Source organism: Magnetospirillum aberrantis SpK (assembly GCF_011022235.1).
In the GTDB taxonomy this organism is placed as follows: domain Bacteria; phylum Pseudomonadota; class Alphaproteobacteria; order Rhodospirillales; family Magnetospirillaceae; genus Magnetospirillum; species Magnetospirillum aberrantis.
This window is the reverse complement of sequence record NZ_JAAIYP010000026.1, coordinates 36,440-56,908: the sequence shown is the minus strand read 5'-3', so window position 1 is coordinate 56,908 and position 20,469 is coordinate 36,440. Positions and strand designations below refer to the sequence as shown.

At 64.8% G+C, this 20,469-nt stretch carries 20 protein-coding genes; 4 read left to right on the top strand and 16 right to left on the bottom strand.

Annotated elements, in window-relative coordinates; translation table 11 throughout:
• The first annotated feature begins 6 nt into the window (after positions 1-6).
• Positions 7-348: a hypothetical protein gene (locus G4223_RS04075; protein ID WP_163675376.1), complete on the top strand. Its 342-nt coding sequence runs from the start codon at positions 7-9 to the stop codon at positions 346-348.
• Here G4223_RS04075 and G4223_RS04070 read toward each other — a convergent pair whose 3' ends face one another.
• From G4223_RS04070 to nifE, 13 genes are all read right to left on the bottom strand, one after another.
• Positions 349-1,107, bottom strand: a complete 759-nt coding sequence (locus tag G4223_RS04070) for an ABC transporter ATP-binding protein (RefSeq protein ID WP_163675373.1) — start codon at positions 1,105-1,107, stop codon at positions 349-351.
• Entirely contained in the window at positions 1,107-2,168 is a 1,062-nt protein-coding gene (locus tag G4223_RS04065) for a FecCD family ABC transporter permease (protein ID WP_163675369.1), read from the bottom strand. Before G4223_RS04065 ends, G4223_RS04070 begins: the two co-directional genes overlap by 1 nt.
• The gene (locus G4223_RS04060; RefSeq protein ID WP_163675366.1) at positions 2,165-3,178 is read right to left on the bottom strand and encodes an ABC transporter substrate-binding protein; all 1,014 of its coding nucleotides are present in this window, start codon (positions 3,176-3,178) and stop codon (positions 2,165-2,167) included. The genes G4223_RS04065 and G4223_RS04060 overlap by 4 nt, the downstream gene beginning before the upstream one ends.
• Before the next feature lie 14 nt (positions 3,179-3,192).
• The gene (locus G4223_RS04055) at positions 3,193-5,400 is read right to left on the bottom strand and encodes a TonB-dependent receptor (protein ID WP_163675362.1); all 2,208 of its coding nucleotides are present in this window, start codon (positions 5,398-5,400) and stop codon (positions 3,193-3,195) included.
• Positions 5,401-5,552: 152 nt separating this feature from the next.
• The gene (gene phnD / locus G4223_RS04050) at positions 5,553-6,431 is read right to left on the bottom strand and encodes a phosphate/phosphite/phosphonate ABC transporter substrate-binding protein (RefSeq protein ID WP_163675359.1); all 879 of its coding nucleotides are present in this window, start codon (positions 6,429-6,431) and stop codon (positions 5,553-5,555) included.
• Positions 6,432-6,435: 4 nt separating this feature from the next.
• Entirely contained in the window at positions 6,436-7,245 is an 810-nt protein-coding gene (locus G4223_RS04045; RefSeq protein ID WP_241003937.1) for a phosphonate ABC transporter ATP-binding protein, read from the bottom strand.
• Positions 7,232-7,630, bottom strand: coding sequence for a NifB/NifX family molybdenum-iron cluster-binding protein (locus G4223_RS04040; protein WP_163675356.1), 399 nt, complete (start codon positions 7,628-7,630; stop codon positions 7,232-7,234). Before G4223_RS04040 ends, G4223_RS04045 begins: the two co-directional genes overlap by 14 nt.
• 213 nt (positions 7,631-7,843) lie before the next feature.
• Positions 7,844-9,073: a Rossmann-like domain-containing protein gene (locus tag G4223_RS04035; RefSeq protein WP_205762368.1), complete on the bottom strand. Its 1,230-nt coding sequence runs from the start codon at positions 9,071-9,073 to the stop codon at positions 7,844-7,846.
• 25 nt (positions 9,074-9,098) lie between these two features.
• Entirely contained in the window at positions 9,099-10,280 is a 1,182-nt protein-coding gene (locus G4223_RS04030) for a Rossmann-like domain-containing protein (protein ID WP_163675352.1), read from the bottom strand.
• Positions 10,281-10,342: 62 nt separating this feature from the next.
• On the bottom strand, positions 10,343-11,137 hold the full coding sequence (locus G4223_RS04025; RefSeq protein ID WP_163675349.1) for a sugar phosphate isomerase/epimerase family protein: 795 nt from the start codon (positions 11,135-11,137) through the stop codon (positions 10,343-10,345).
• Positions 11,134-11,595, bottom strand: coding sequence for a NifB/NifX family molybdenum-iron cluster-binding protein (locus G4223_RS04020; protein WP_163675346.1), 462 nt, complete (start codon positions 11,593-11,595; stop codon positions 11,134-11,136). Before G4223_RS04020 ends, G4223_RS04025 begins: the two co-directional genes overlap by 4 nt.
• Positions 11,589-12,968: a nitrogenase iron-molybdenum cofactor biosynthesis protein NifN gene (nifN, locus tag G4223_RS04015; RefSeq protein ID WP_163675343.1), complete on the bottom strand. Its 1,380-nt coding sequence runs from the start codon at positions 12,966-12,968 to the stop codon at positions 11,589-11,591. The genes G4223_RS04020 and nifN overlap by 7 nt, the downstream gene beginning before the upstream one ends.
• Before the next feature lie 17 nt (positions 12,969-12,985).
• The gene (nifE, locus tag G4223_RS04010) at positions 12,986-14,362 is read right to left on the bottom strand and encodes a nitrogenase iron-molybdenum cofactor biosynthesis protein NifE (RefSeq protein ID WP_163675340.1); all 1,377 of its coding nucleotides are present in this window, start codon (positions 14,360-14,362) and stop codon (positions 12,986-12,988) included.
• A 401-nt stretch (positions 14,363-14,763) separates the two neighbouring features.
• On the opposite strand from nifE, the gene G4223_RS04005 reads away from it, so the two are divergent.
• Positions 14,764-16,365, top strand: coding sequence for a sigma 54-interacting transcriptional regulator (locus G4223_RS04005; RefSeq protein ID WP_163675337.1), 1,602 nt, complete (start codon positions 14,764-14,766; stop codon positions 16,363-16,365).
• A gap of 30 nt (positions 16,366-16,395) precedes the next feature.
• Here G4223_RS04005 and G4223_RS04000 read toward each other — a convergent pair whose 3' ends face one another.
• The 3 genes from G4223_RS04000 to G4223_RS03990 all read right to left on the bottom strand — a co-directional run bounded on the left by G4223_RS04000 (position 16,396) and on the right by G4223_RS03990 (position 18,372).
• The gene (locus tag G4223_RS04000) at positions 16,396-16,593 is read right to left on the bottom strand and encodes a Nif11-like leader peptide family RiPP precursor (protein WP_163675334.1); all 198 of its coding nucleotides are present in this window, start codon (positions 16,591-16,593) and stop codon (positions 16,396-16,398) included.
• A 56-nt stretch (positions 16,594-16,649) separates the two neighbouring features.
• Complete coding sequence (gene nifH, locus G4223_RS03995) at positions 16,650-17,534, bottom strand: nitrogenase iron protein (RefSeq protein ID WP_163675331.1); 885 nt, start codon at positions 17,532-17,534, stop codon at positions 16,650-16,652.
• A gap of 61 nt (positions 17,535-17,595) precedes the next feature.
• Positions 17,596-18,372: a VOC family protein gene (locus tag G4223_RS03990; protein WP_163675328.1), complete on the bottom strand. Its 777-nt coding sequence runs from the start codon at positions 18,370-18,372 to the stop codon at positions 17,596-17,598.
• A 339-nt stretch (positions 18,373-18,711) separates the two neighbouring features.
• Here G4223_RS03990 and vnfD point away from each other — a divergent pair, with 339 nt between their 5' ends.
• On the top strand, positions 18,712-20,130 hold the full coding sequence (gene vnfD / locus G4223_RS03985) for a nitrogenase vanadium-iron protein, alpha chain (RefSeq protein WP_163675325.1): 1,419 nt from the start codon (positions 18,712-18,714) through the stop codon (positions 20,128-20,130).
• On the top strand, positions 20,127-20,468 hold the full coding sequence (vnfG, locus tag G4223_RS03980; RefSeq protein ID WP_163675322.1) for a V-containing nitrogenase subunit delta: 342 nt from the start codon (positions 20,127-20,129) through the stop codon (positions 20,466-20,468). The genes vnfD and vnfG overlap by 4 nt, the downstream gene beginning before the upstream one ends.
• The last annotated feature ends 1 nt before the right edge of the window (position 20,469 follow it).

The window sequence follows — 20,469 nt, the reverse complement described above, 5'->3', positions numbered from 1 at the left end:
ACCGACATGAACGCCCTGACCGACAACCAACGCTTCCATCTGATCCTGGCCGATATCGCCATGGCCATGGCGATTGCCACGCTGGACGGCGGCCGTCCGGTTTGCGACGGCGACTACCGCCCCGGCATGGTGCGCGACGGCTGGCTGGCCCGTGTCACCGATGCCGGCCTGCGCCAGCGGGTGACCGCCCTGGCCAATGCCGGGCTGGGGTCACTTCAGACGATCAGCGGCGAGGAACTGGTGACGAAGGCCGGCCGCTTCGGCGTGCCGCTGTCGCCGGAACTGGCGCGCGAGGTCTGCGAGCATTTCGCCGCCCGGGGCGAGCGGGTGCTGACCTACCGGCGCTGATCAGGGGGCAAGACGGAAGCGAAGGCGGTCCTGCGGCACACGGACACCGTACAGGCGGTGGATGGTGTCGATGGTGACCACTTCGGCGGGTGGGCCGTCACGCTCGATCCGGCCGTCGATCAGCACGGCGACACGGGTCGAACAATTGGCCGCATGGTCTGGATGGTGGGTGGTCATCAGAATGCCGAAACCATCGGCGGCCAGCCGCCCCAATTGGTCGAGCAGACGGATCTGGTTGCCGTAATCCAATCCGCTCAGCGGTTCGTCCATGATCAACAGTCGTGCTTCCTGGGCCAGGGCTCGGGCGATCAGGGCCAGTTGACGTTCGCCGCCGGACAGGGCGGTGTAAGGGCGCGTGGCCAGATGGGCGATGCCCAGCCGTTCCAGCGTCGCGGCCACCAATGCGCGGTCGTGCTGCGACGGCGGGCCGAACAGACCGCTTCGCGGCAGGCGGCCCAACGCCACCACCTCGTCCACCCGATAGGGAAAGGGGGCGGCATGGGCCTGGGGCACGTAAGCGACGGCGCGGGCGATCCGGCGCCGGTTCTGTCCGGCCATGGCGGCACCGTTCAGGCGGACTTCGCCGCCATGGGGCGCCTCGAACCCCAATAACAGGCGCAACAAGGTGGTCTTGCCGGCGCCGTTGGCTCCCAACAGCGACACCAGATCGCCTTGACACAGCTTCAGGTCGACGCCGTTCAGCACGCTCCGGCCCTGACGGCGGTAACACACTCCGCATCCGGCCAAGGTGTCGGCCATCACAGCCACCCCCGGCGCGAGCGGTGCAGCACCAAAAGGAACAGCGGAATTCCCACCATCTCGGTGACGATGCCGATGGGTATCTCCACTTCCGCCACGGTGCGGGCCAGGCAGTCGGCGCCGATCAGGAAGCCGGCGCCCAGCAAGGCGCTGGCCGGCAGCAACAACTGGTTGCCCGGCCCCAGCAGCAATCGGGCGACGTGGGGAATGATCAGGCCGACCCAGCCGATGGTGCCGGCGATGGACACGGTCAGCGCCGAGGCCAGGGTGGCCGCCGCGATGACACCATAGCGCAGGGCTGTGACCGGCACTCCCAGCGAACGTGCCTCGTCGTCGCCCATGGACAAGGCGTCCAACGCCCGGCCACAGGCGGACATGGCCGTCACGGCGACCAGCAGCGGCGGCGCCGTCCAAGCCAGTTGGTCGAGGCTGGCATGGGCCAGGGTCCCCATCAGCCAATAGACGATGGCCGGCAACTGGTTCAGTGGATCGGCCACGTACTTGACCACCGACAACAAGGCGGCGAACAGGGCGCTGCTGACGATGCCGCCCAGCACCAGCACCACCATGGTAGCGCTACCGAAGATGTGGGCGATGCCCACACCCAGCGCCACCGCCGCCAAGCCCATGGTGAAGGACAGCGTCTGCACCAGCAGCCACGATCCGTCCAGCACCATGGCCAGCGCGGCCCCGAAGGCGGAACCGGCCAATACGCCCAACAGGCCGGGCGACACCAGCGGGTTGCGGAACACCGCCTGGAACGCGGCGCCCGAACTGGCCAGCGCCATGCCGACCAGCGCAGCCGCCAATACTCGCGGCAAACGGATGTCCACCAAGATGTTGCGCAAGGCGTCGAACCGCGTCTGTTCCATGGTGGACAGGCCGGCGGCGGTCGCCAGGAAATGCAGGATTTCCGCCCACGACACCGGAAACCGGCCGATGGAAAGCGCGGTCAGCATGGCCGCCGTTACCAGCACGGCCAAGGCCAGCGGCCATGCGATCGTCGTCGCCAAGCGGCGGCGGCAGGTCTGGGGCAGAGATATTTCTGCGGTGCGGCTCATGGACGGGCCAGGATCCGGCCCAGATCCTCCTCGTCCAGTCGCAGGTTGAAGAATTGCTGGTAAAAGCGCCGCGTTTCCTCGGCCAAGGTACCCGTGGCGTGGTCGGGATAAAGCTGTTCAAACAGCCAACGTGCCCCCAGTGCGCGCATGAACGACGGCGGCCGGTCGAACCAGTTGAACGGCAGCGCGGGGACGGCGTACACCCGGCCCGTCCGTACCGCTCTCACCTGTGCCCAGCGAGGGTCGGCGACGATGGCCCGCGCGGTCTGGGCAAAGCGGGTCACGATGACGTCAGGATCGGCGGCCAACAGGGTTTCCTGGTCGACCGGCATGTTGTCGGCCGGGGTCAGCGGGTTGGAACAATGCAGGGCGTTGATCCCGCCCCCCCGCAAGATGACGTCGCTGCGGTCCGAACTGTCGCATTGGCTGGTCAGGCCATCGACGCTTTCGGCGTAATAGACCCGAAGCCGCCGCTCCTGGGGGATGGCGGCCACCATGGCCGCCGTTTCCGTCATCAGCCGTTCGAGATGACTGGCCAACGCCTCGGCCCGTTCCTCACGCTTCAGCAGACGGCCGAGGAAACGGAAGGTGGCGGGATATTGTTCCTGGCGGTCCACGTCCACCAGCACCGTCGGCAGGGCGATGCGGTCGAACTGGCCGACCCGGTCGCGCACGAACGCGGGCGTGGTCCAGCCCAGGGCGAAGTCGGGGGCCAGGGCCTTGAGCTGCTCCAGGTTGCCGTCCAGTTGCGGCAGGCTGGCGTAGCGGGCGGGCAGGTAACGTTCGGCCTCTGGGTTGCGCTTGAACGGAAACGGCAGACCCACCAGCAGGTCGGGGGCCAAGGCGGTGACGATGGCCAGGGAATGCGACATGGCGTAGATGCCATGGACATGCTCTGGCACCGTCACCGTGCGGCCGGCCATGTCGGTGACCTCGCGCGCCTGGGCGGGAGCCAGGACGAGACACAAGAACAACAGCATGGGCGGCATGGTGAAACGACGAAGGGTCATCGTTGGCGTCTCCGTCAGAAGTCCATGGAAACCGAGGCCTTGAACGTCCGTGGTTCGCCCAGGAAGGCGCTGGAGCCCGAGGTGGTGGAATCGCCGGCCACGTTGCTGGGCATGATCGACGCCCAATAGCGTTCGTCGAACAGGTTGGTGATCCCCAGCCGCGCCGTCAGCTTGCGGCCGACGGCCTCGCCACTGAAACGCAGGCCGATGTCGACGGTGGTGTAGCCGTCTGCCCAGGCGGTGTTGTAGGCGTTGGCGGCGCGCTCGCCGGTATAGTGCAGGTTCAGGCTGGCGGTGGTGCCGGGCACCAGGGATTCGGGCAGCTTGTATTCAGTCAACAGGTTGGCCTGCCATTCGGGAACGCCGATGGCCTGTTTCCCTTCGGTGGCGACGCTGTCTGTCTCCGATACCTTGGTGTCCAACCAGGTGACGCCGCCGAAGATGGTGATGTCGTCGGCCAGCTTGCCCTTGGTCATCAGTTCCAGGCCCTGGTTGCGCTGTTGCCCCTGGACCCGGTAGACGTTGTCGGTGCCGGCATAGGCGGTGGGCCGTTTGATGTGGAAGGCGGCGACGTTCACGTCCAACCCCGACAATTCCACCTTGTAGCCCATTTCCCATTGGGTGGCTTCGTAAGGGTCCATGGGCTGGCCGGCGTTGGCCGGCAGGTTGGCGCCGGAACTGGGGGCACGTTCGCCGGGCAGCACGCTAGAGGCGTAGTTGAGGTAGACGGTCATGTCCGGCCGCGGCTTGTACATGACGGCGCCGGTGTAGGACAGGGCGTCGTCCTCGTCGATCGCCTGCGCCGGGGTGGTGCTTTCCGCGGTGATCCAGCCGTTGCTGACCACCCCCAGCACCGACCATTGGTCGTTGATGGTGACGGTGTCGCCGATGATGGCGGTCTGGTAGCGGTCTTCGGTGCCGGTACGGTAGAAGCCGCCGTCTGTTTTCCAGTTCAGCGGCGAGACCGCACACGACGTGTTGCCGATGTCGCACCACGCGCTGGTGTTGGTGGCGGCGTTGTTGCCGTTGTTGGCGGCGAAACCGGGATTGACGTAGCCGTTGGTGCCGAAGGTCAGTTCGTGTTCCATCCCGGCCAGCTCGGTTCGGCCGTTCAGGTAAAGCTGGTTCGATGTCAGTTCCCAATGGGCGTAGGCCTCGCTGGCCCGGGCCCGGTAGCTGCCGGCGTCGGTGGACAAGGTGTTGCTGACGCTACGCATGACGCGGGTGGTGTTCTGGCGCATCAGGCCGCCGGTGATCTTCCAATCCTGGTTGAAGTGGTGGGTGAGCTTGGCGGTGTAATAGTCGATGGTGGTCTGTACGCCAGCCCAGTCGTAGCTGTATCCCTTTTGGTCCAGCTTGCCGGCATCGGGCAGTTGAGCGCCGGCGCCGGTGGCGACGGAGAAGGAACCGGGATAGCCGTTGCGGTCGTAGACGTAGCGGCCGGCGCTGGCTTCCAGCACCGTGTCGGACGGCAGGCGGGCGTCCACCGCCAGACTGGCAACCTCGCGGCGCAGGTTGCTGGTGTCGGAGAAGGTCTCGCCATCGGTGTGGGCCACGTTCAGGCGATAACCGAACATGTTGTCCTTGCCGGCGCGGCCGCCCAGGTCGGCGCGGGTGGTGAGGTTGCCGTCCGACTGATAGGCCAGGCCGACCCGGTTCAGCGTGGTCTCGGTTGGGCGCTTGAGTACATAGTTGAATACGCCGGCCGGGTTCATGGGGCCATACAGGGCGCCAGACAGGCCGCTCAGCACGTCGATGTGGTCGGTCATCTCGATGGGCTGCGGAATATGCGACTGCACGGCGAAGCCGTCGATGCGGGTGTTGCCCAACAAATCCGCCTCGAAGCCGCGGCTTTGCGGACGTCCAACCTCGGAGCCGCCGCGATATTCGATCTGGGTCGACGGCAGGTATTTCAGCAATTCCCAATTGTCCGTGACCCCCTGATTCTGAATCAGGTCCTGCGGCACGGTTTGGACGGCATAGGGGGTGTCCAGTGCCGGTCGGTCACCCAGCGGCCCCAGGCCGAAATCGCTGACCCGGTAGCCATCGGCCTCGGAGCCGGTGTTTTTGTTGGAGGTCACGACAACGGTGACGGCCGCAGCTTCGTCGTCGGTGGCGGCGACCTGAGCATGCGCCAGCGGGGCCAGGGTCATCAACACGGCGAACGAACTGGTCGCGGTCAGACGGCACACGAGCGGGGAAACGGGGAACTGGCGAACCATTGCATGCAATCCTTCCAGGGAGTTTTTTCGCGCAAAAGGACGCGGGGGATGGTTTCCAGGCTCAGGCCTGCCTCCGGTGCCGATGGTGCCGGCATCTGTCGTGATGGTGGGGGGGCTAAGCGCGATGGCGCGATGGCCACCGCGCCAGGGAGTCACTTGACGATGGATGTGGCGTCGGGACGGTCCTTGGTGATGGCGTTGACCCAGATGCGCACGCGATCGACGTCGGAATCGACGCATGGAATGAAGGCTTCGGCGCGGAACACCTTGAGCGCCTCGGGATCGCTGACCGAGATGAAGGCCTTGCGGATTTCCTCCTTGAACGCCGGGTCAAGCCCCTGGCGGAAGGTCCACATGTATTCCGGGATGGCGGGAGATTCGGCCAGTACGCGCACGGCGTTGGGGTCAAGCTTGCCTTCCTTCAACAGGCGCTTGTAGATGGGCATGGACAGGCCGCCGGCGTCGGCTTTCTTGTTGGCGACCGCCAGTGCCACCGCGTCGTGGGCGCCCAGGACCCGAAGCGTGTAGTCACGCTCCGATACCAGGCCGGCGTCGGCGAACATGTAGCGCGGAACCCAGGTGCCGGAGGTCGAGGCGGGATCGCCGAAGGCCACGTCCTTACCCTTGAGGTCGGCCAAGTTTTTGGCCGGGCTGTCGGCCGGAACGATGACCACCGCCTGGAAGGTTGGGCCGACCACCTCGTGCGAGGGGCGGGCGAACGGTTCCAGTTTGGAATGCTTGCTTTGCAGGATATAGGTCACCGGCCCCAGATAGGCGATGTCGAGGCGGCCGAAGCGCAACGCCTCGCCGGTGGCGGCATAATTGGCCCCGACCACCAGTTCGACCGGCAGTCCCAGGCGCTTTTCCAGATAGGCGCGCAACGGTTCGTTCAACCGCATGACGGTGGGGGCGGATTCGCCCGGCAACAGGCCGACCACCAGCTTTTCGGGCTTCTCGGCGGCCTGGGGGGACAGGGCGCCGGCGACGCACAAGGTGGCGGCCAGACAGAGATTTTTCAGCAGCGGACGCATGGGGTCAGTCCTCGTTATTGGGAACAAAGGGAAAGATGGTTGCCTCGGTTTCGGCGTCGAATGCCGTGGCCGGGCCATCGAAGGCGACGCACCCATCGACCAGGCCGACGATGCGGTCGGCCAAGAAACGGGCGGTTTCCAATTGGTGCAGCACCAGCACCACGCTCAGACCGTGGCGTTGGGTCAGGGTGCGGAAATCGGCGCTCATCTGGCGGACCAATGAGGGATCCACCGAGGCGAAGGGTTCGTCCCCCAACAACAGGCGGGGGCGCCGCACCAGGGCACGGGCGACGCCGACCCGCTGCCGCTCGCCACCGCTCAGGCTCGCGGTGCGGGCGGTGGCGCGATGCAACAGGCCCACTTCGTCCAGAGCCTCGGCGGCGCGGCGGCGCAGTGCCTCGGACCATGGCAGCGGCGACAGCGGATGACGCTGGTCGGCCAGTCCCAGCAACACGTTGTCGATGGCGCTAAGACGGTCGATCAGGGCGTGATCTTGGAAGATGGTGGCCGTGCGGCGGCGGTGGTTGCGCAATACGGCGGAATCGGCCAGGTCGCCCAGGTCCGGTGCCTGGATGCTGCCCCGGTCGGGGAGCAACAGGCCGTTCAGCGTCGCTACCAAGGTGCTCTTGCCGACGCCGGAACGTCCGACCACGGCGGTGATGCGGCCGGCGGGAATGCGAAGGTCGATGCCTTTCAGCACCCAATTGTCGCCACGCCGCACCGTCACGCCATGCAGCACCAGGATGTCGCCGGAAACGGCGGGGGCTTGGCGGTCATGGTCGATCACCGGGGGAGAGCCGTCAAAGTGGGTCATGGAGGGGGGCTCCGTAGCGCAGCACGCGGCACATCCACAAAGGCGGGTCGCGGCGCATCAGGGTTTGCAGACGGGACAGCACCGCGGAAATGGGCCGGCGCTGTTCCAGCACCACCGGGAAAATTCCCGCCTGGGACAAGGTCAGGGCGGTCTGGTCGGACAGGCCGGTGCTGAACAGGACGCCACAGCCGCCCAACACCCGCAGTTTGGCCGCCAACTGATCGGCCGCGTCGCCCGTGCGGTAATCGCGAGCGTGGAGCAGGTCGCTGCCGCCAAGGGTGACGTCGTAGACCATCAGATGCCGGGACCATGCGAGGTCGGCATCCACCCAGTTGCGGCTGTCGGTGGCGAAGGCGGCTTTAAGGTGGGGGGCGGGATCAAGCATGCGCGGCCGTCCGGGACTGTGCGCACCCGACACGACGCGTGATGGAAACGCGCGCATGGGGCGGTGTCTGGTCCGGCTCAGGCCGTCATCCGACGGGGTGGCGAAAACATCCCGTCAACAAAGTCAGTGTTACTGATCTATATTCTCATGTCAACGCTAGTACGTTGATTTATAAAAAGAACATATCCGTTCATTGTACGGCGGCGAACGAAATCACTTTCGTCGGCGCAGATGGACATAGCGACCGAAACGGGTGAATTCGCGCGGGCCGCCACCGGCGCGGATGGTCGCCGCCAGTCCGACGGGGTTGTCCACCACCAATCCCCCCAGGATGCCGATTCCGTAATCGTGCAAGCGCTCGGTCAACGGCGTCGAGGGACCGATCAACGCCATCGGCGCACCTTGAGCCAGCCGCAGGATGCGCGGCAGCGAGCGGTTGATCAGGGCCGAGGAATTGACCACCGCGCCGCCGCAACCGGGCAACAAGGTGTCCATGGCCACCGGCGGGAACTCGCCGGGGCGCGGGTCGGTTTCGATCACCGCGGAATTGGGCAGAATGTCGGCCAGTCCGGGAAAGGCGCCGATCACCACCACGCGTCCGGCGGCACCGGACAGGGCACGGGCGCCGTTGCCCGCCGACAGGTCGCGGTCGCGGCGGTTGTAATGAGCGTTGATGGCGGCGATTCCCAGCGCCATCTCGGCCGGGTCCCAGGATCGCACCAGACCGGCCAGCTTGCGCAGGCTGTGGCGGCGCAGCACTTCCAGACGCGGCAGCAGATCCCGCGCCGAACGCGGCAGATAGGCCACGCCCGAACCATGGGGGCCGTCCACCATGATCCAGCGGCCGCCCACGGCGACGGTCCGCACCTCGTCTTCGGCCACGCCCAGGGCAAGATCCTGGTACAGCCGCTCCGGTCCCCACCACCGCCACAGGGCCGCCGGATCGGGGGCGATCATGGCGCCATCCAGGCCCAGCTTCTGGACGCAGCGCCCGGCGATCGAGGTCAGCACCGGCATGCCCTGGGCGGGGCCGGCGGCGATGGCGGCGTTGACATTGGCCGACGCCGAGTGAAAGGCTTGGAAGCGGCTGATGACCAACAGATCGGCATCCTCGCGCATGGCCTTGCGCAGATGGAATTCCGCCTCGGCGCGGGTGGCGGCCAACACTTGGCCGCTGGCGACGTCGAAGAATTCGATGCGGGCGGCACAGCCAAGTCCCATTTCGGCCCCGGCGGCGTTGTTGCGCTGAACGTAGCCGGTAACGTTGAAGCCGCGATCCCGCAAACGCAGGGCGAATTCCGCCAACAGGCCGTCCACCGGGGTACGGGCCTCGTGCACCACCACGCCGGGACGCAGCCACGGCGCCTGTACCGGAGACAGCACCGACAGCGATTCGGCGGGGGCGGCCTCGGTGCGGCCGCAAGGGCGGGAATGGACGTTCATGGCGTGCTCCCGTTGGTCGACGTCGTCATGGCCGTGCTCGGAACCGGCAACCGCTCTCGGCCGGGGCATCCTCTCGTTTGAGGTGCAGATAGTGGCCGAAACGGCCGAATTCGCGCGGCAACGCGCCGGCGCGGATGGCTTCGCCCAGGCCACGGGCGTCGCGCACCACCAAACCGCCCAGAATCTCGCAGCCATAATGAAACAGGCGGTGGGTCAGCGGTGTCGCCGGCCCGACCAGGGCGATACGCGATCCCTGGGCCAGCCGCAGGATGCGCGGCAGGTTGCGGTTGATCAGGGTGGAGGACGCGACCACCGCAGCCGCGCAGCCGGGCAACAGGCTGTCCATGGCTACCGTGGGATACTCGCCGGGGCGGGGGTCGGCCTCGATCACCTGGGGGTTGGACAGGGTTTCCGACAGGCCGGGAAAGGCGCCGATCACCACGACCCGGCCGGCTTCGTGGCCGAAGGCGCTGGCGCCATTGCCCATTTCCCCTTCCAGGTCGAAGCGGTTGTAATGGGCGTTGATGGCGGCGATGCCGACCGCCATCTCCAGCGGGTCCCACGATCCCGACAGTTCCGCCAGTTGGCGCAGACTTTTACGCTTGAGTTCGGCGATGCGTCCCACCAACTCGCGCGAATTGCGCGGCAGATAGGCCAGACCGGCGCCGGCCGGTCCTTGCACCATCAGCCAGCGCGGTCCCACGGCGATCTGCCGCACTTCGTCGGCGGCGACCCCCAAGGCAAGGTCGCGGTACAGCCGTTCCGGCCCCCACCACCGCCACAGCGCGCGGGTGGTCGGCGCGATCATGGTGCCGCCGTGGCCGATGAAATCGTGCCATTCCAGCACCCGGCCATCGGGAATGGTGGTCAGCACCGGCATGCCCTGGGTCGCCCCTTGTCCGATGGACGCGGTCAGTTCGACGGCGGCATGACGGAATCCATCGAACCCGCCGATCACCGCCAGATCGGCGTCGTCGCGCATGGCGACACGCAAGGTGCGGGCCGCCACTTCAAGCGGCGTGCCCGCCAGGGGCTCGCCGCTGACCAGATCCACCATGGTTTCCCCACGTTGGGCACAGGCGGCGACCAAGAATCCACGGCGTGCCGCGGAATTGGCGAATTTGGCGATCAGTTCGTCCACGGGCGCGCCGGCGTCGTGGATGACCACGCCGGGATTGATCCAAGGAGCTTGGGCGGGCTGGAACATGTCAGTTCGTGACCTGGGCGGCAAAGGCGGGGTGGGTGGCATCGATCATGCGACGCGCTCCTTTAGCGGGTATCAGCGGGAAGATAGGTTTGGGCGACGTAGCGGGTTCCCATGCATAACGCTTCCATGGACAGGCCGGGAACCTGACGCTGTACCACCGACACCCAATCGAAATAACTGATGGCGGCGAGGTGGCGGCGCATGTCCACGTGGTCCACCCGGCCCGAGCCGCCGGCGGTCTCCAGGTTTGGTTCGTCGGCATGGAAATGGTCAAGACGGCCACGGACGGCGGCGAAGGTGGCGTGCCCCATCTCGCCGCTGGCGGTCAGCGCGGCCGCCGACAGATGCAGTCCCAGGGCCGGGTGGTCCACGGCGTTGACCAGCAGATAGCATTCCTTGGCGGTGACGCAGAAATCGCCCTGGCCGGGGGCCAGACACAGTACGGTGCCATGGGGTTCGATGCGTGGCAGCAGACGTTCCAGGAAGTCGCGGCCAGCCAGCCACGCCGCGCGGTCGGACAGGTCGTGACGCCAGCGCGCTCCCAGGATCAAGGTGCGGCCACCCAGGTCCCGACATAAGGCCGAGCGGGCGACCACGGTGTCGATCAGACGCTCCTGGCTGTCGCGGTCGGCGAACATGGCCGTCCCGTCCAGTCCGTGCAGCCCCACCACCCGCAGGTCCGAGGCCTCGGCAGTGCGGCGGAACGCGTTGATCTCGGCGGCGCAGACCGCGTCGGGGTCGGCCCAGGTGTGGGACGGGACGATTTCGATGCCATCGACGCCCATGCCCTTGACCTGGGGAAACAGATATTGGTGGTCGAAGGCGGGCAGGGCCAGGTTGGAGATGCAGAGTTTCATGCCAACTCATCCTCCGAGGCGACCAGCCGGCGGGTGTCGCCATCGATGGGGGACGCGGTGGTCCCCGCCGCCTTGGCTCGCTCGACCCAGGGCAGGCCGCCATAGACCAGCGCCAGGCTGACTTCGTTCAACAGGTCCAAGATGTCGTGTCCCGCATCGACGATGATCGGTTGGACCCCCAGCGCCATCAGCCGCTTGATGGAATTGGCGCCGATCGAGGCCGCGTAGACGGCGGCGCAGCCCTGGACGAAATCCAGCTTGGGGATGACCTTGTCCTGGGTGGTGCCGGCCAGTCCGGCGCGGCCGTCGGTGCCGACCTGTTCGGCCTTGACGAACTCAGCCACGCCCACCAGATCGGCTTGGCCGGGCGCCACGTCGAAGATCACCAGACTTTCGGCACCGCCGAAATGCAGGTCCACATGAACGCGGTCGGTCGAGGCGAAGGCCACTCTCAGCATGGGGTGGCTCCGTTCTCCTGGTCGCGGGGCGTGCCCTGCCAATAGGCCGGGCGGTAGGGAGAGATTTCCTGGTGGAAGGTGGTCAGCAGATTGGCCAACTGAAACAGGGTGTGGCGGCTGCCGTCATACCCCACCCAGCACTGCGCCGGGCCGCCATAGATGTCGTACAACGGGAAACCGGCGCGCAACAGCGGCACGCCCAGCCGGGCGGCGATATCGGTGCCGTGCGAGTTGGTGACGATCAGTTCCGCCTTGGCGCCCTTGGCCATGACCTCCAGATCCTCGAGGTCGCCGACCACCACCCGGTCCACCGACAACCCGGCCAGCGCCGGTGCCTTGGCCGCGCCCACCGCGCCCACCACTTCCATGCCCATGTCGGCGCAGAACCGCACCATGCCGGCCAAAAGGTCGGGGTCGGCGGCGATGGCGACGCGGGTGCCGCCCAGGGTGAAATGACAATCCACCATGGCGTCGAGCAGTTGCGAACGCTTGCGCTCCAGCCGTTCGGGCACCGGGCGCCCCGACAGCCGTGCCAGGACGTGGGTGAAGGCGTCGCATTCGTCCAACCCCATCAGGCCGGGGAAGCGATGGTCCGGTACGCCGGTGCGGGTCCGCAACAGGTCGGCGGCACGGCCCAGCGAGCGGCCGACGACCAAGGTCGCCGCCGATTCGCCCAAGGCCGCGATGTCGGCGGCGCGGGTGCCGCCATAGGTCAGTGTCGAATAGCCCTCGTCGATCAGGTGGCCATCCAGGGAATCGGCGAGGTCGGGCAGGACGATGGCCGTCAACCCGAACGCTTCGATCCAGTCCTTGAGATGCTCGACGTCACCCGGCGTCAGCATGGACGAAGCCAGCACGTTGATCTGGCGCGGACGGCGGATCTTGGCCGGTTGCGCGGGAACCATGGTGGCGATGATGGCTTCCATCGCCAGGGCGAAACCGGTTTCCAGGCACCCTTGGGTGTCGGTGGCGTTGACCGGCACCACCGTTATGGCGGCGTATTGCGGATAGGCCGCGCGGAACGCCTTGATGGTGCGGGGAATGTCGGCTCCCTGGGTTTCCGACAGGCCGGTGGTGATCAGGCCGATGACGGCGGGGGTATCCTTGGCGCAGATGGTGGCCAGGGCCTCGACCACGTTGTCGTCGGCGCCGATCACCGTGGTCACCTGATCCATGGCGGTGGTCTGGAGCGCGATGGGCTCGCGGAAATGGCGCATGAAGAACAGTTTGTTGAAACTGGCGCAGCCACGGGCTCCGTGCTCCAAAGGCATGGTGGCGGCCAGCCCGAGAAAGGCCAGAGAGGCTCCCACCGGCTGGCTGACCTTCAGCGGGTTGACGGCAAGCGGTTTTCCGGGGTGGATGATTTCGGCCATGTCCCTTGCTCTCCCCCTCAGGCAGCCCAGCGGGCCGGGGCGCGCACTTTGGCCCAGACCGGACTTTCCACTGATCGGCACAGGTTGCGTGCCAGTTCGATCATCCCGTCATAGCCGGCGTAGCCGATGGAACGGACATGGTCGATGTCGAGGAATGGCAGCCGCGATTTCAGCGTCGGATAGATGTAGCGGTCGCCGGCCACCAGGATGTGGGCGCCGGTTTCGTGAAAGGTGGCGATCAGGGCGTGCTGGTCGTTGTCGGCGATCATGCGGGCGTCGGGCCCCATCAGGTCCTTGATGCGGGCCTTGTCTTCCTCGGTCGATTTCTCGGTGCCGGTGGCCACCACCACCAGCCCAAGGTCCTGCATGGCGGAAACGATGGACCACGATTTGTAGCCGCCGGTGAAGATCAGCACCCGCTTGCCCGTCAGCCGTTGTCGCAACGGCGCCAGTTCCGCCTCGACGCGGGCCTCTTCGCGCGCGATCAGCGCTTCGGTGCGTTCGGTCAGGTCCGGGTCGCCCAACAGCCGGGCGATGTCGCGTAGCGCCTGGCTGGTGTCGCGCAGGCCATAGAAGCTTCCCTCGAAGAAGGGTGTGCCCCAATCCTCGTTCAGCTTGCGCGCCACATGCAGCATGGCCTTGGAGCACACCACCATGTTGGCCTCGGCCCGGTGCATGGTCTGCACCTCGGCGAAACGTGCATCGCCCGAGAACGTGCACAGCACCCGCAGGCCCAGTTCGTCCAACAGCGGCGCCACGTTCCAATATTCGCCGCCGACGTTCCATTCGCCGATCAGGTTGATGTCGTGGGGGGTGATGCCGGGACGGCGTGCCGCATGGGGATAGGGGGCGGGTTCACGGCTGCCGATGACGTGTCGGTAGACGACGTCGCCGGCGATGCGGTTGCCCAGGTTCTTGTTGCCATAGAAGCCGGCGGCGTCCACCGGCACCACCGGTACGCCCAGGCGTTGGGCGGCGGTCTTGCACACCGCCTCGACGTCGTCGCCGTGCAAGGCCGGGACACAGGTGGTGTAGACGAACACCGCCGCCGGAGCATGACTTTCCACCGCCTGTCGGATCGAGCGATAGAGGCGTTTTTCGCCCTGGCCCATGATCACGTCCAATTCGCTCAGGTCGGTGGTCATGCCGACGCGGTACAGGCTGGCGCCGGAGGACCGGGTGCCGCGGTTGTCCCACGACGATCCGGCGCAGCCGATGGGGCCGTGCACCACATGGGCGACGTCGGCGATGGGCAGGAGCGCGTTGCGGGCGCCGTCGAAGCAACAGCCGCCCTGCGTCGCCCCCGGCTTGGGGCGGGCGCACCCCGATTTGGTCTTGTCGTTGTGGGCGCAGGCCGGTTCGTTCAACAGGGCCTGGATGTCGTCCGCGTTCATGCCGCTCTCCCGGTTGCGCCAAAAGTCGGAGAGAAGACCAGCAAACGACGTGCCATCGTCGGCAGGTCCGTGCGATGTCTCGATTTCCAAGAATGTCGGTAGCAGAAGGCTGTACGGATGTGTGCTCGCATGATCAGGAATGTACGTTTTTGTATGTTCTTTGGTTGGTAGAAGAATCCTGCGTTAAAGGTGCGCTTTGAGACTGGTGGTGTTTATGCGGCATTCCGCGTCGTGAATGCGACAACAACATGTATGGAATGCGACAATGCTGATGGTATCTGTTGGAAAATGACGTTTATGTTGACTGTTATCTTTCGTTATGTGTTATCTGTATATGACGGATGGTGGCATGTTCCACCGCGTACGAACTGTTTTCGGGCATCAGGCCTCGGGGACACGAGATGCACATGGACTACACTTACGCCATCGACCTGGACGATTTCGTCGATGACTTCACCGATTGCAAAACCGGGGAGTGTCGCGTCAACGTCCTGCCGATCCTGTTCCAGATCAGTCAGATCATCACCGAAAGCGAGGACCTGCCCAGTTCCCTGGCGCTGATCCTTAAGGTGATGCAAAGCCGCATGCGGATCGTGCGTGGTGCCGTCAGCCTTTATGACCGCGAAGGCGGCAACATCTTCATTCACGAGAGTTTCGGTTTGACCGAGGAACAAAAGGCCCGCGGCACCTATGCGCCGGGTGAGGGCATCACCGGCCAGGTGGTCGAGGCCGGCAAGGCCATCATCGTGCCCGAACTGCGCAACAATCCCAGTTTCCTCAACCGCACCCAGGCCCGTACCGACGGAACCGACCTCAATTTCTCGTTCTTCTGTGTGCCTATCCTGCATGGGCGCAAGGTTCTGGGGACCATCAGCGCCGAACGGGTCTATGCCAATCGCCGCCTGCTCAAGCAGGACGTGGAACTGATGGCGACCATTGCCTCGATGATCGCTCCGGCGGTCGAACTGTACCTTCTGGAAAACATCGACAAGGTCCGGCTCGAGGCCGAGAACCAGCGCCTGAGCGCCGCGCTCAAGCAACGCTTCAAGCCCAGCAACATCATCGGTAATTCGAAACCGATGCAGGAAGTGTACGAATTGATCCACAAGGTGGCGGTGACCAAGGCCACCGTGCTGGTGCTGGGCGAAAGCGGCGTCGGCAAGGAACTGGTGGCCAACGCCATCCACTACAACAGCACCACCGCCGACGGTCCGTTCATCAAGTTCAATTGCGCAGCCTTGCCCGAAAGCATCGTCGAGTCGGAATTGTTCGGTCACGAAAAGGGCTCGTTCACCGGCGCCGCCGCCATGCGCAAGGGCCGTTTCGAGTTGGCTGACGGCGGCACCATCTTCCTGGACGAAGTGGGAGAGCTTAGCCTCTCAATGCAGGCCAAGCTGTTGCGGGTGCTTCAGGAAAAGACCTTCGAACGAGTGGGCGGTGCCCGTCCGGTCAAGGTGGATCTGCGCATCATCGCCGCCACCAACCGCGATCTTCCGCAAATGGTCGAGCAAGGAACGTTCCGCGAGGATCTGTATTACCGCCTCAACGTCTTTCCCATCACCATTCCGCCACTGCGCGAACGCGGTTCCGACGTCATCTTGCTGGCTGACTATTTCGTCGCCCAATACGCCGAGGAAAGCGGGCGCGAGGCCAAGCGCATCTCGACCCCCGCGCTCAACATGCTGATGGCCTATCACTGGCCGGGCAACGTGCGTGAGCTGGAAAACGTCATCGAGCGTTCGGTGATCTTGTCGGAAGACGGTGTCATCCACGGCTACAACCTGCCCCCTTCGCTACAGACCTCGGTGGAAAGCGGCACCAGTTTCGGCTGTGGAATCGAGGCCAAGCTGGCGGCGGTGGAATACGAGATGATCGTCGAGGCGCTGAAGACCCATGTGGGCAACGTGACCGAGGCGGCCAAGGATCTGGGATTGACCCGCCGTATCCTCGGTCTGCGCATGGAGCGATACGGCCTGGATTACAAGGCTTTCCGCAAGAAATAGGGGCGAGGGGGGAACACCCCCTCGCTTTTCCTACATCGGCGTGACGCCGTGTTCCTTGTACATTTCGTCCTGGGCCTTCTTGAATTCCTGCATGGTGAATTCAAAGCCGCTGGCGCGGATGTGGTTCCAACTGGCGTCCTCGTCCTCGCTCAGGTCGTTCATGGTCTGACGGAAGGTGTCGTCGGAGCGCATGCGCTTGATGTAGGCGACGGCGGATTCCACGGACATGGCGGGTCTCCCGAAAAGGCAGGCCCCTCCCGCAGGGGGGAGGGGCCGGAGAGGGATCAAGCCGAGCAGAGCGACTTTTCCTTGGCTTCCAACTCGGCCAGGGCCTGCTCGTCGGACTTCATGATGCCGAACTCGAGCAGCATGTCTTCCAACTCCTCCATGGTGATCGGGGTCGGGATGGTGCCCTTGCCGCCGTTGGCATGGATCTTGGTGGCCAACTGACGGTACTCGGCGGCCTGTTGGCAATCCGGCTTGTACTGGATCACGGTCTGGCGCCGCAGTTCGGCGTGCTGGACGACGTTGTCGCGCGGCACGAAATGGATCATCTGGGTGTTCAGCTTTTTGGCCAGGCTCTCGGCTAGGTCCAACTCGCGGTCGGTCTGACGCTCGTTGCAGATCAGGCCGCCCAGACGGACGCCGCCGGTGCCGGCGTACTTCAGGATGCCCTTGGCGATGTTGTTGGCGGCGAACAGCGCCATCATCTCGCCGGACATGACGATGTAGATTTCCTGGGCCTTGTTCTCGCGGATGGGCATGGCGAAGCCGCCGCACACCACGTCGCCCAGCACGTCGTAGGACACGTAGTCCACGTCGTCATAGGCGCCGTTCTCTTCCAGGAAGTTGATGGCGGTGATGACGCCGCGGCCGGCGCAGCCGACGCCCGGCTCGGGACCGCCGGCCTCGGTGCACTTGATGCCCTTGTAGCCGATCTTCATCACGTCTTCGAGTTCCAGATCCTCGACCGAACCGGCCTTGGCGGCCAGGTGCAGCACGGTGTCCTGGAGCTTGGTGTTGAGGATCAGGCGGGTCGAGTCAGCCTTGGGGTCGCAGCCGACGATCAGGATCTTCTGACCCATTTCGACCAGAGCGGCCAGCGTGTTCTGCGAGGTGGTGGACTTGCCGATGCCGCCCTTGCCGTAGAAAGCGATCTGACGAGGCATGAAAGGTTCCTTCGTGAAATAGGAAGAGTCCCCTGTAAACAGCAAGCGCCGTGCCAAGAAATCAGGATGGAAACTGCACCAGCTCGATGCGGTGGCCGTCGGGGTCTTCGACGAAGGCGACGATGTTGTCGCCGTGGCGTTGGCTGCGCGGCGGCCGCGGCATGGGCACGCCGGCCGCCGCCAGCCGGTCGCAAAGCCGGGTGACGGAGGGTACGGAAATGGCCACATGGCCGAACGCGTTTCCCAAAACGTACGTTTCCTCGTTGCTCCAGTTGAACACCAGTTCCAGGCACATTCCCTCCCAGCCGGCGCCATAGCCCAGATAGACCTGGGTGAACTGGTTCTTCTTGTGCTCGCGCTGTTCCAGCACCGTCATGCCGAGCAGCCTTGTATAGAAGTCGAGCGAACGTTCCATGTCGCTGACCCGCAACATGGCGTGCAGAAGGCGGAAATCCGTGGAATCCACCGTGGCGTCGGTGGTTGCCACCGCCGCCTTGGCGGCGAAAAGCTCGGCGACCGTGTCGTCTACGTTCTTGCCGGCATGCAGGTCGGTGGCCTCGATGCCGATGCCGGCAAGGCGTTCTTGCGGGACCGGGCCGATCTTGGCCACCAGCAGCATGCGGCAATCGGCCAGCATGCGGCAGATGGTGTCGCGGCGGTCTTCGTCGCCGGGCTGTTCGTGGGCGGTGACCGAACGGGTTTCCACCAATTCCGGCCCATCCACGCCCTGGCGATAGATATGGAATTCCTCGGCTTGACCGAAATGCTTGTCGATGCGGCCGCCAAGGGTGCCGGCCACGGCGATCAGCAGTGGGGAAGGGTGGGTGTCGTCGTACATTTTCGCTCCTTGCCGTTCGCGGGCGTACCGGCCCGTACTTTTCTTAAGGCAACCGGCGTGCCAGGGCGAAAGTGGCGGATGAATTGGGGTTTTCCACCTTTGACGCACGCCGTCGAACTCTCGGGCGGTGGAACGTACCGGTACGAACTATCGAATGCCGTCGCCGCCGTGGGGGGCGGGACTTCCTGAAAAGGGCGGTTTTCCTAGGCGTGACGCGCCGTTGGGTGGGGCTGGATGGCTTTGGCACGCTTCGTGCTTTTATGTCGCCATCAGCTTCCGCGTAAAGCAAATGGCCGGTTTGCGATGAATATCAGCAACAAGGCTTAAGGAGAAACCGCCATGCCTATGGTACTGCTGGAGTGCGACAAGGATATTCCTGAGCGCGAAAGGCATATCTATTTGAAGGTCGACGGTGAAGACACCCGCGACTTCCTGCCCATCTCCAACGCCGCCACCATTCCCGGCACGCTGTCCGAGCGCGGATGCTCGTTCTGTGGTGCCAAGCTGGTGATCGGCGGTGTCCTCAAGGACACCATCCAGATGATCCACGGCCCCATCGGCTGTGCTTACGACACCTGGCACACCAAGCGCTATCCCACCGACAACGGCCACTTCAACATGAAGTACGTGTGGTCGACGGACATGAAGGAAAGCCACATCGTCTTCGGCGGCGAAAAGCGCCTGGAGAAGTCGTGCCACGAAGCCTTCGACGAGATGCCCGACATCAAGCGCATGATCATCTACACCACCTGCCCGACCGCGCTGATCGGCGACGACATCAAGGCGGTGGCGAAGCGGGTGATGGAGGCGCGTCCCGACGTGGACATCTTCACCGTGGAATGCCCCGGCTTCGCCGGCGTGTCCCAGTCCAAGGGCCACCACGTCCTGAACATCGGCTGGATCAACGAAAAGGTCGGTCAACTCGACGCCGAGATCACCAGCCCCTACACCATGAACTTCATCGGCGACTTCAACATCGGTGGCGACACCCAGCTGTTGCAGAAATACTGGGACAAGCTGGGCATCCAGGTGATTGCCCACTTCACCGGCAACGGCACCTACGACGACTTGCGCCGTATGCATAAGGCCCAGTTGAACGTCGTCAACTGTGCCCGCTCGTCCGGCTACATCGCCAACGAGTTGAAGAAACAATACGGCATCCCGCGTCTCGACATCGACTCGTGGGGCTTCAACTACATGGCCGAAGGCATCCGCAAGATCTGCGCCTTCTTCGGCATCGAAGAGAAGGGCGAAGCCCTGATCGCCGAGGAATACGCCAAGTGGAAGCCGCAGCTCGACTGGTACAAGGAGCGGCTTCAGGGCGTCAAGATGGCCATCTGGACCGGCGGCCCGCGTCTGTGGCACTGGACAAAGTCGGTCGAGGACGACCTGGGCGTCCAGGTGGTGGCCATGGCCTCGAAGTTCGGCCACCAGGAAGATTTCGAGAAGGTCATCGCCCGTGGTCAGGCCGGCACCTACTACATCGACGACGGCAACGAGCTCGAATTCTTCGAGATCATCGATCTGGTCAGGCCGGATGTCATCTTCACCGGCCCGCGCGTCGGCGAATTGGTGAAGAAGCTGCACATCCCCTACATCAACGGCCACGGTTACCACAACGGCCCCTACATGGGCTTCGAGGGCTTCGTGAACCTGGCCCGCGACATGTACAACGCGGTGCACAACCCGCTCTTGAAGCTGGCCGCCACCGACATTCGCGGCGAGACCGCCACCCCGGTCAAGGAGGCCGCGGAATGAACAGCGAAAAACTCGACGAATTGTACGGCTATGTGCAGGAGCGTTGCCTGTGGCAGTTCTTCTCGCGCTCGTGGGACCGCCAGGAAAACATCGACGGCATCCTGAAGACCGCGACCGACATCCTGACCGGTGAACCGCCGGCCAAGGAAACGCCCCAGGACCGGCTGTTCTACGCCGACGCCAAGATCATGGTCGCCGACTTCAAGCAACGGTTCCCGTGGATCGAGGAAGCCGGCGCCGCGCAAATCCGCGATCTCATGCATGGCCTCAAGGAGCGGCTGGTGGACATCACCATCACCAACTCCAAGAACGGCGAACTGCACCACACCCTTTATTAGG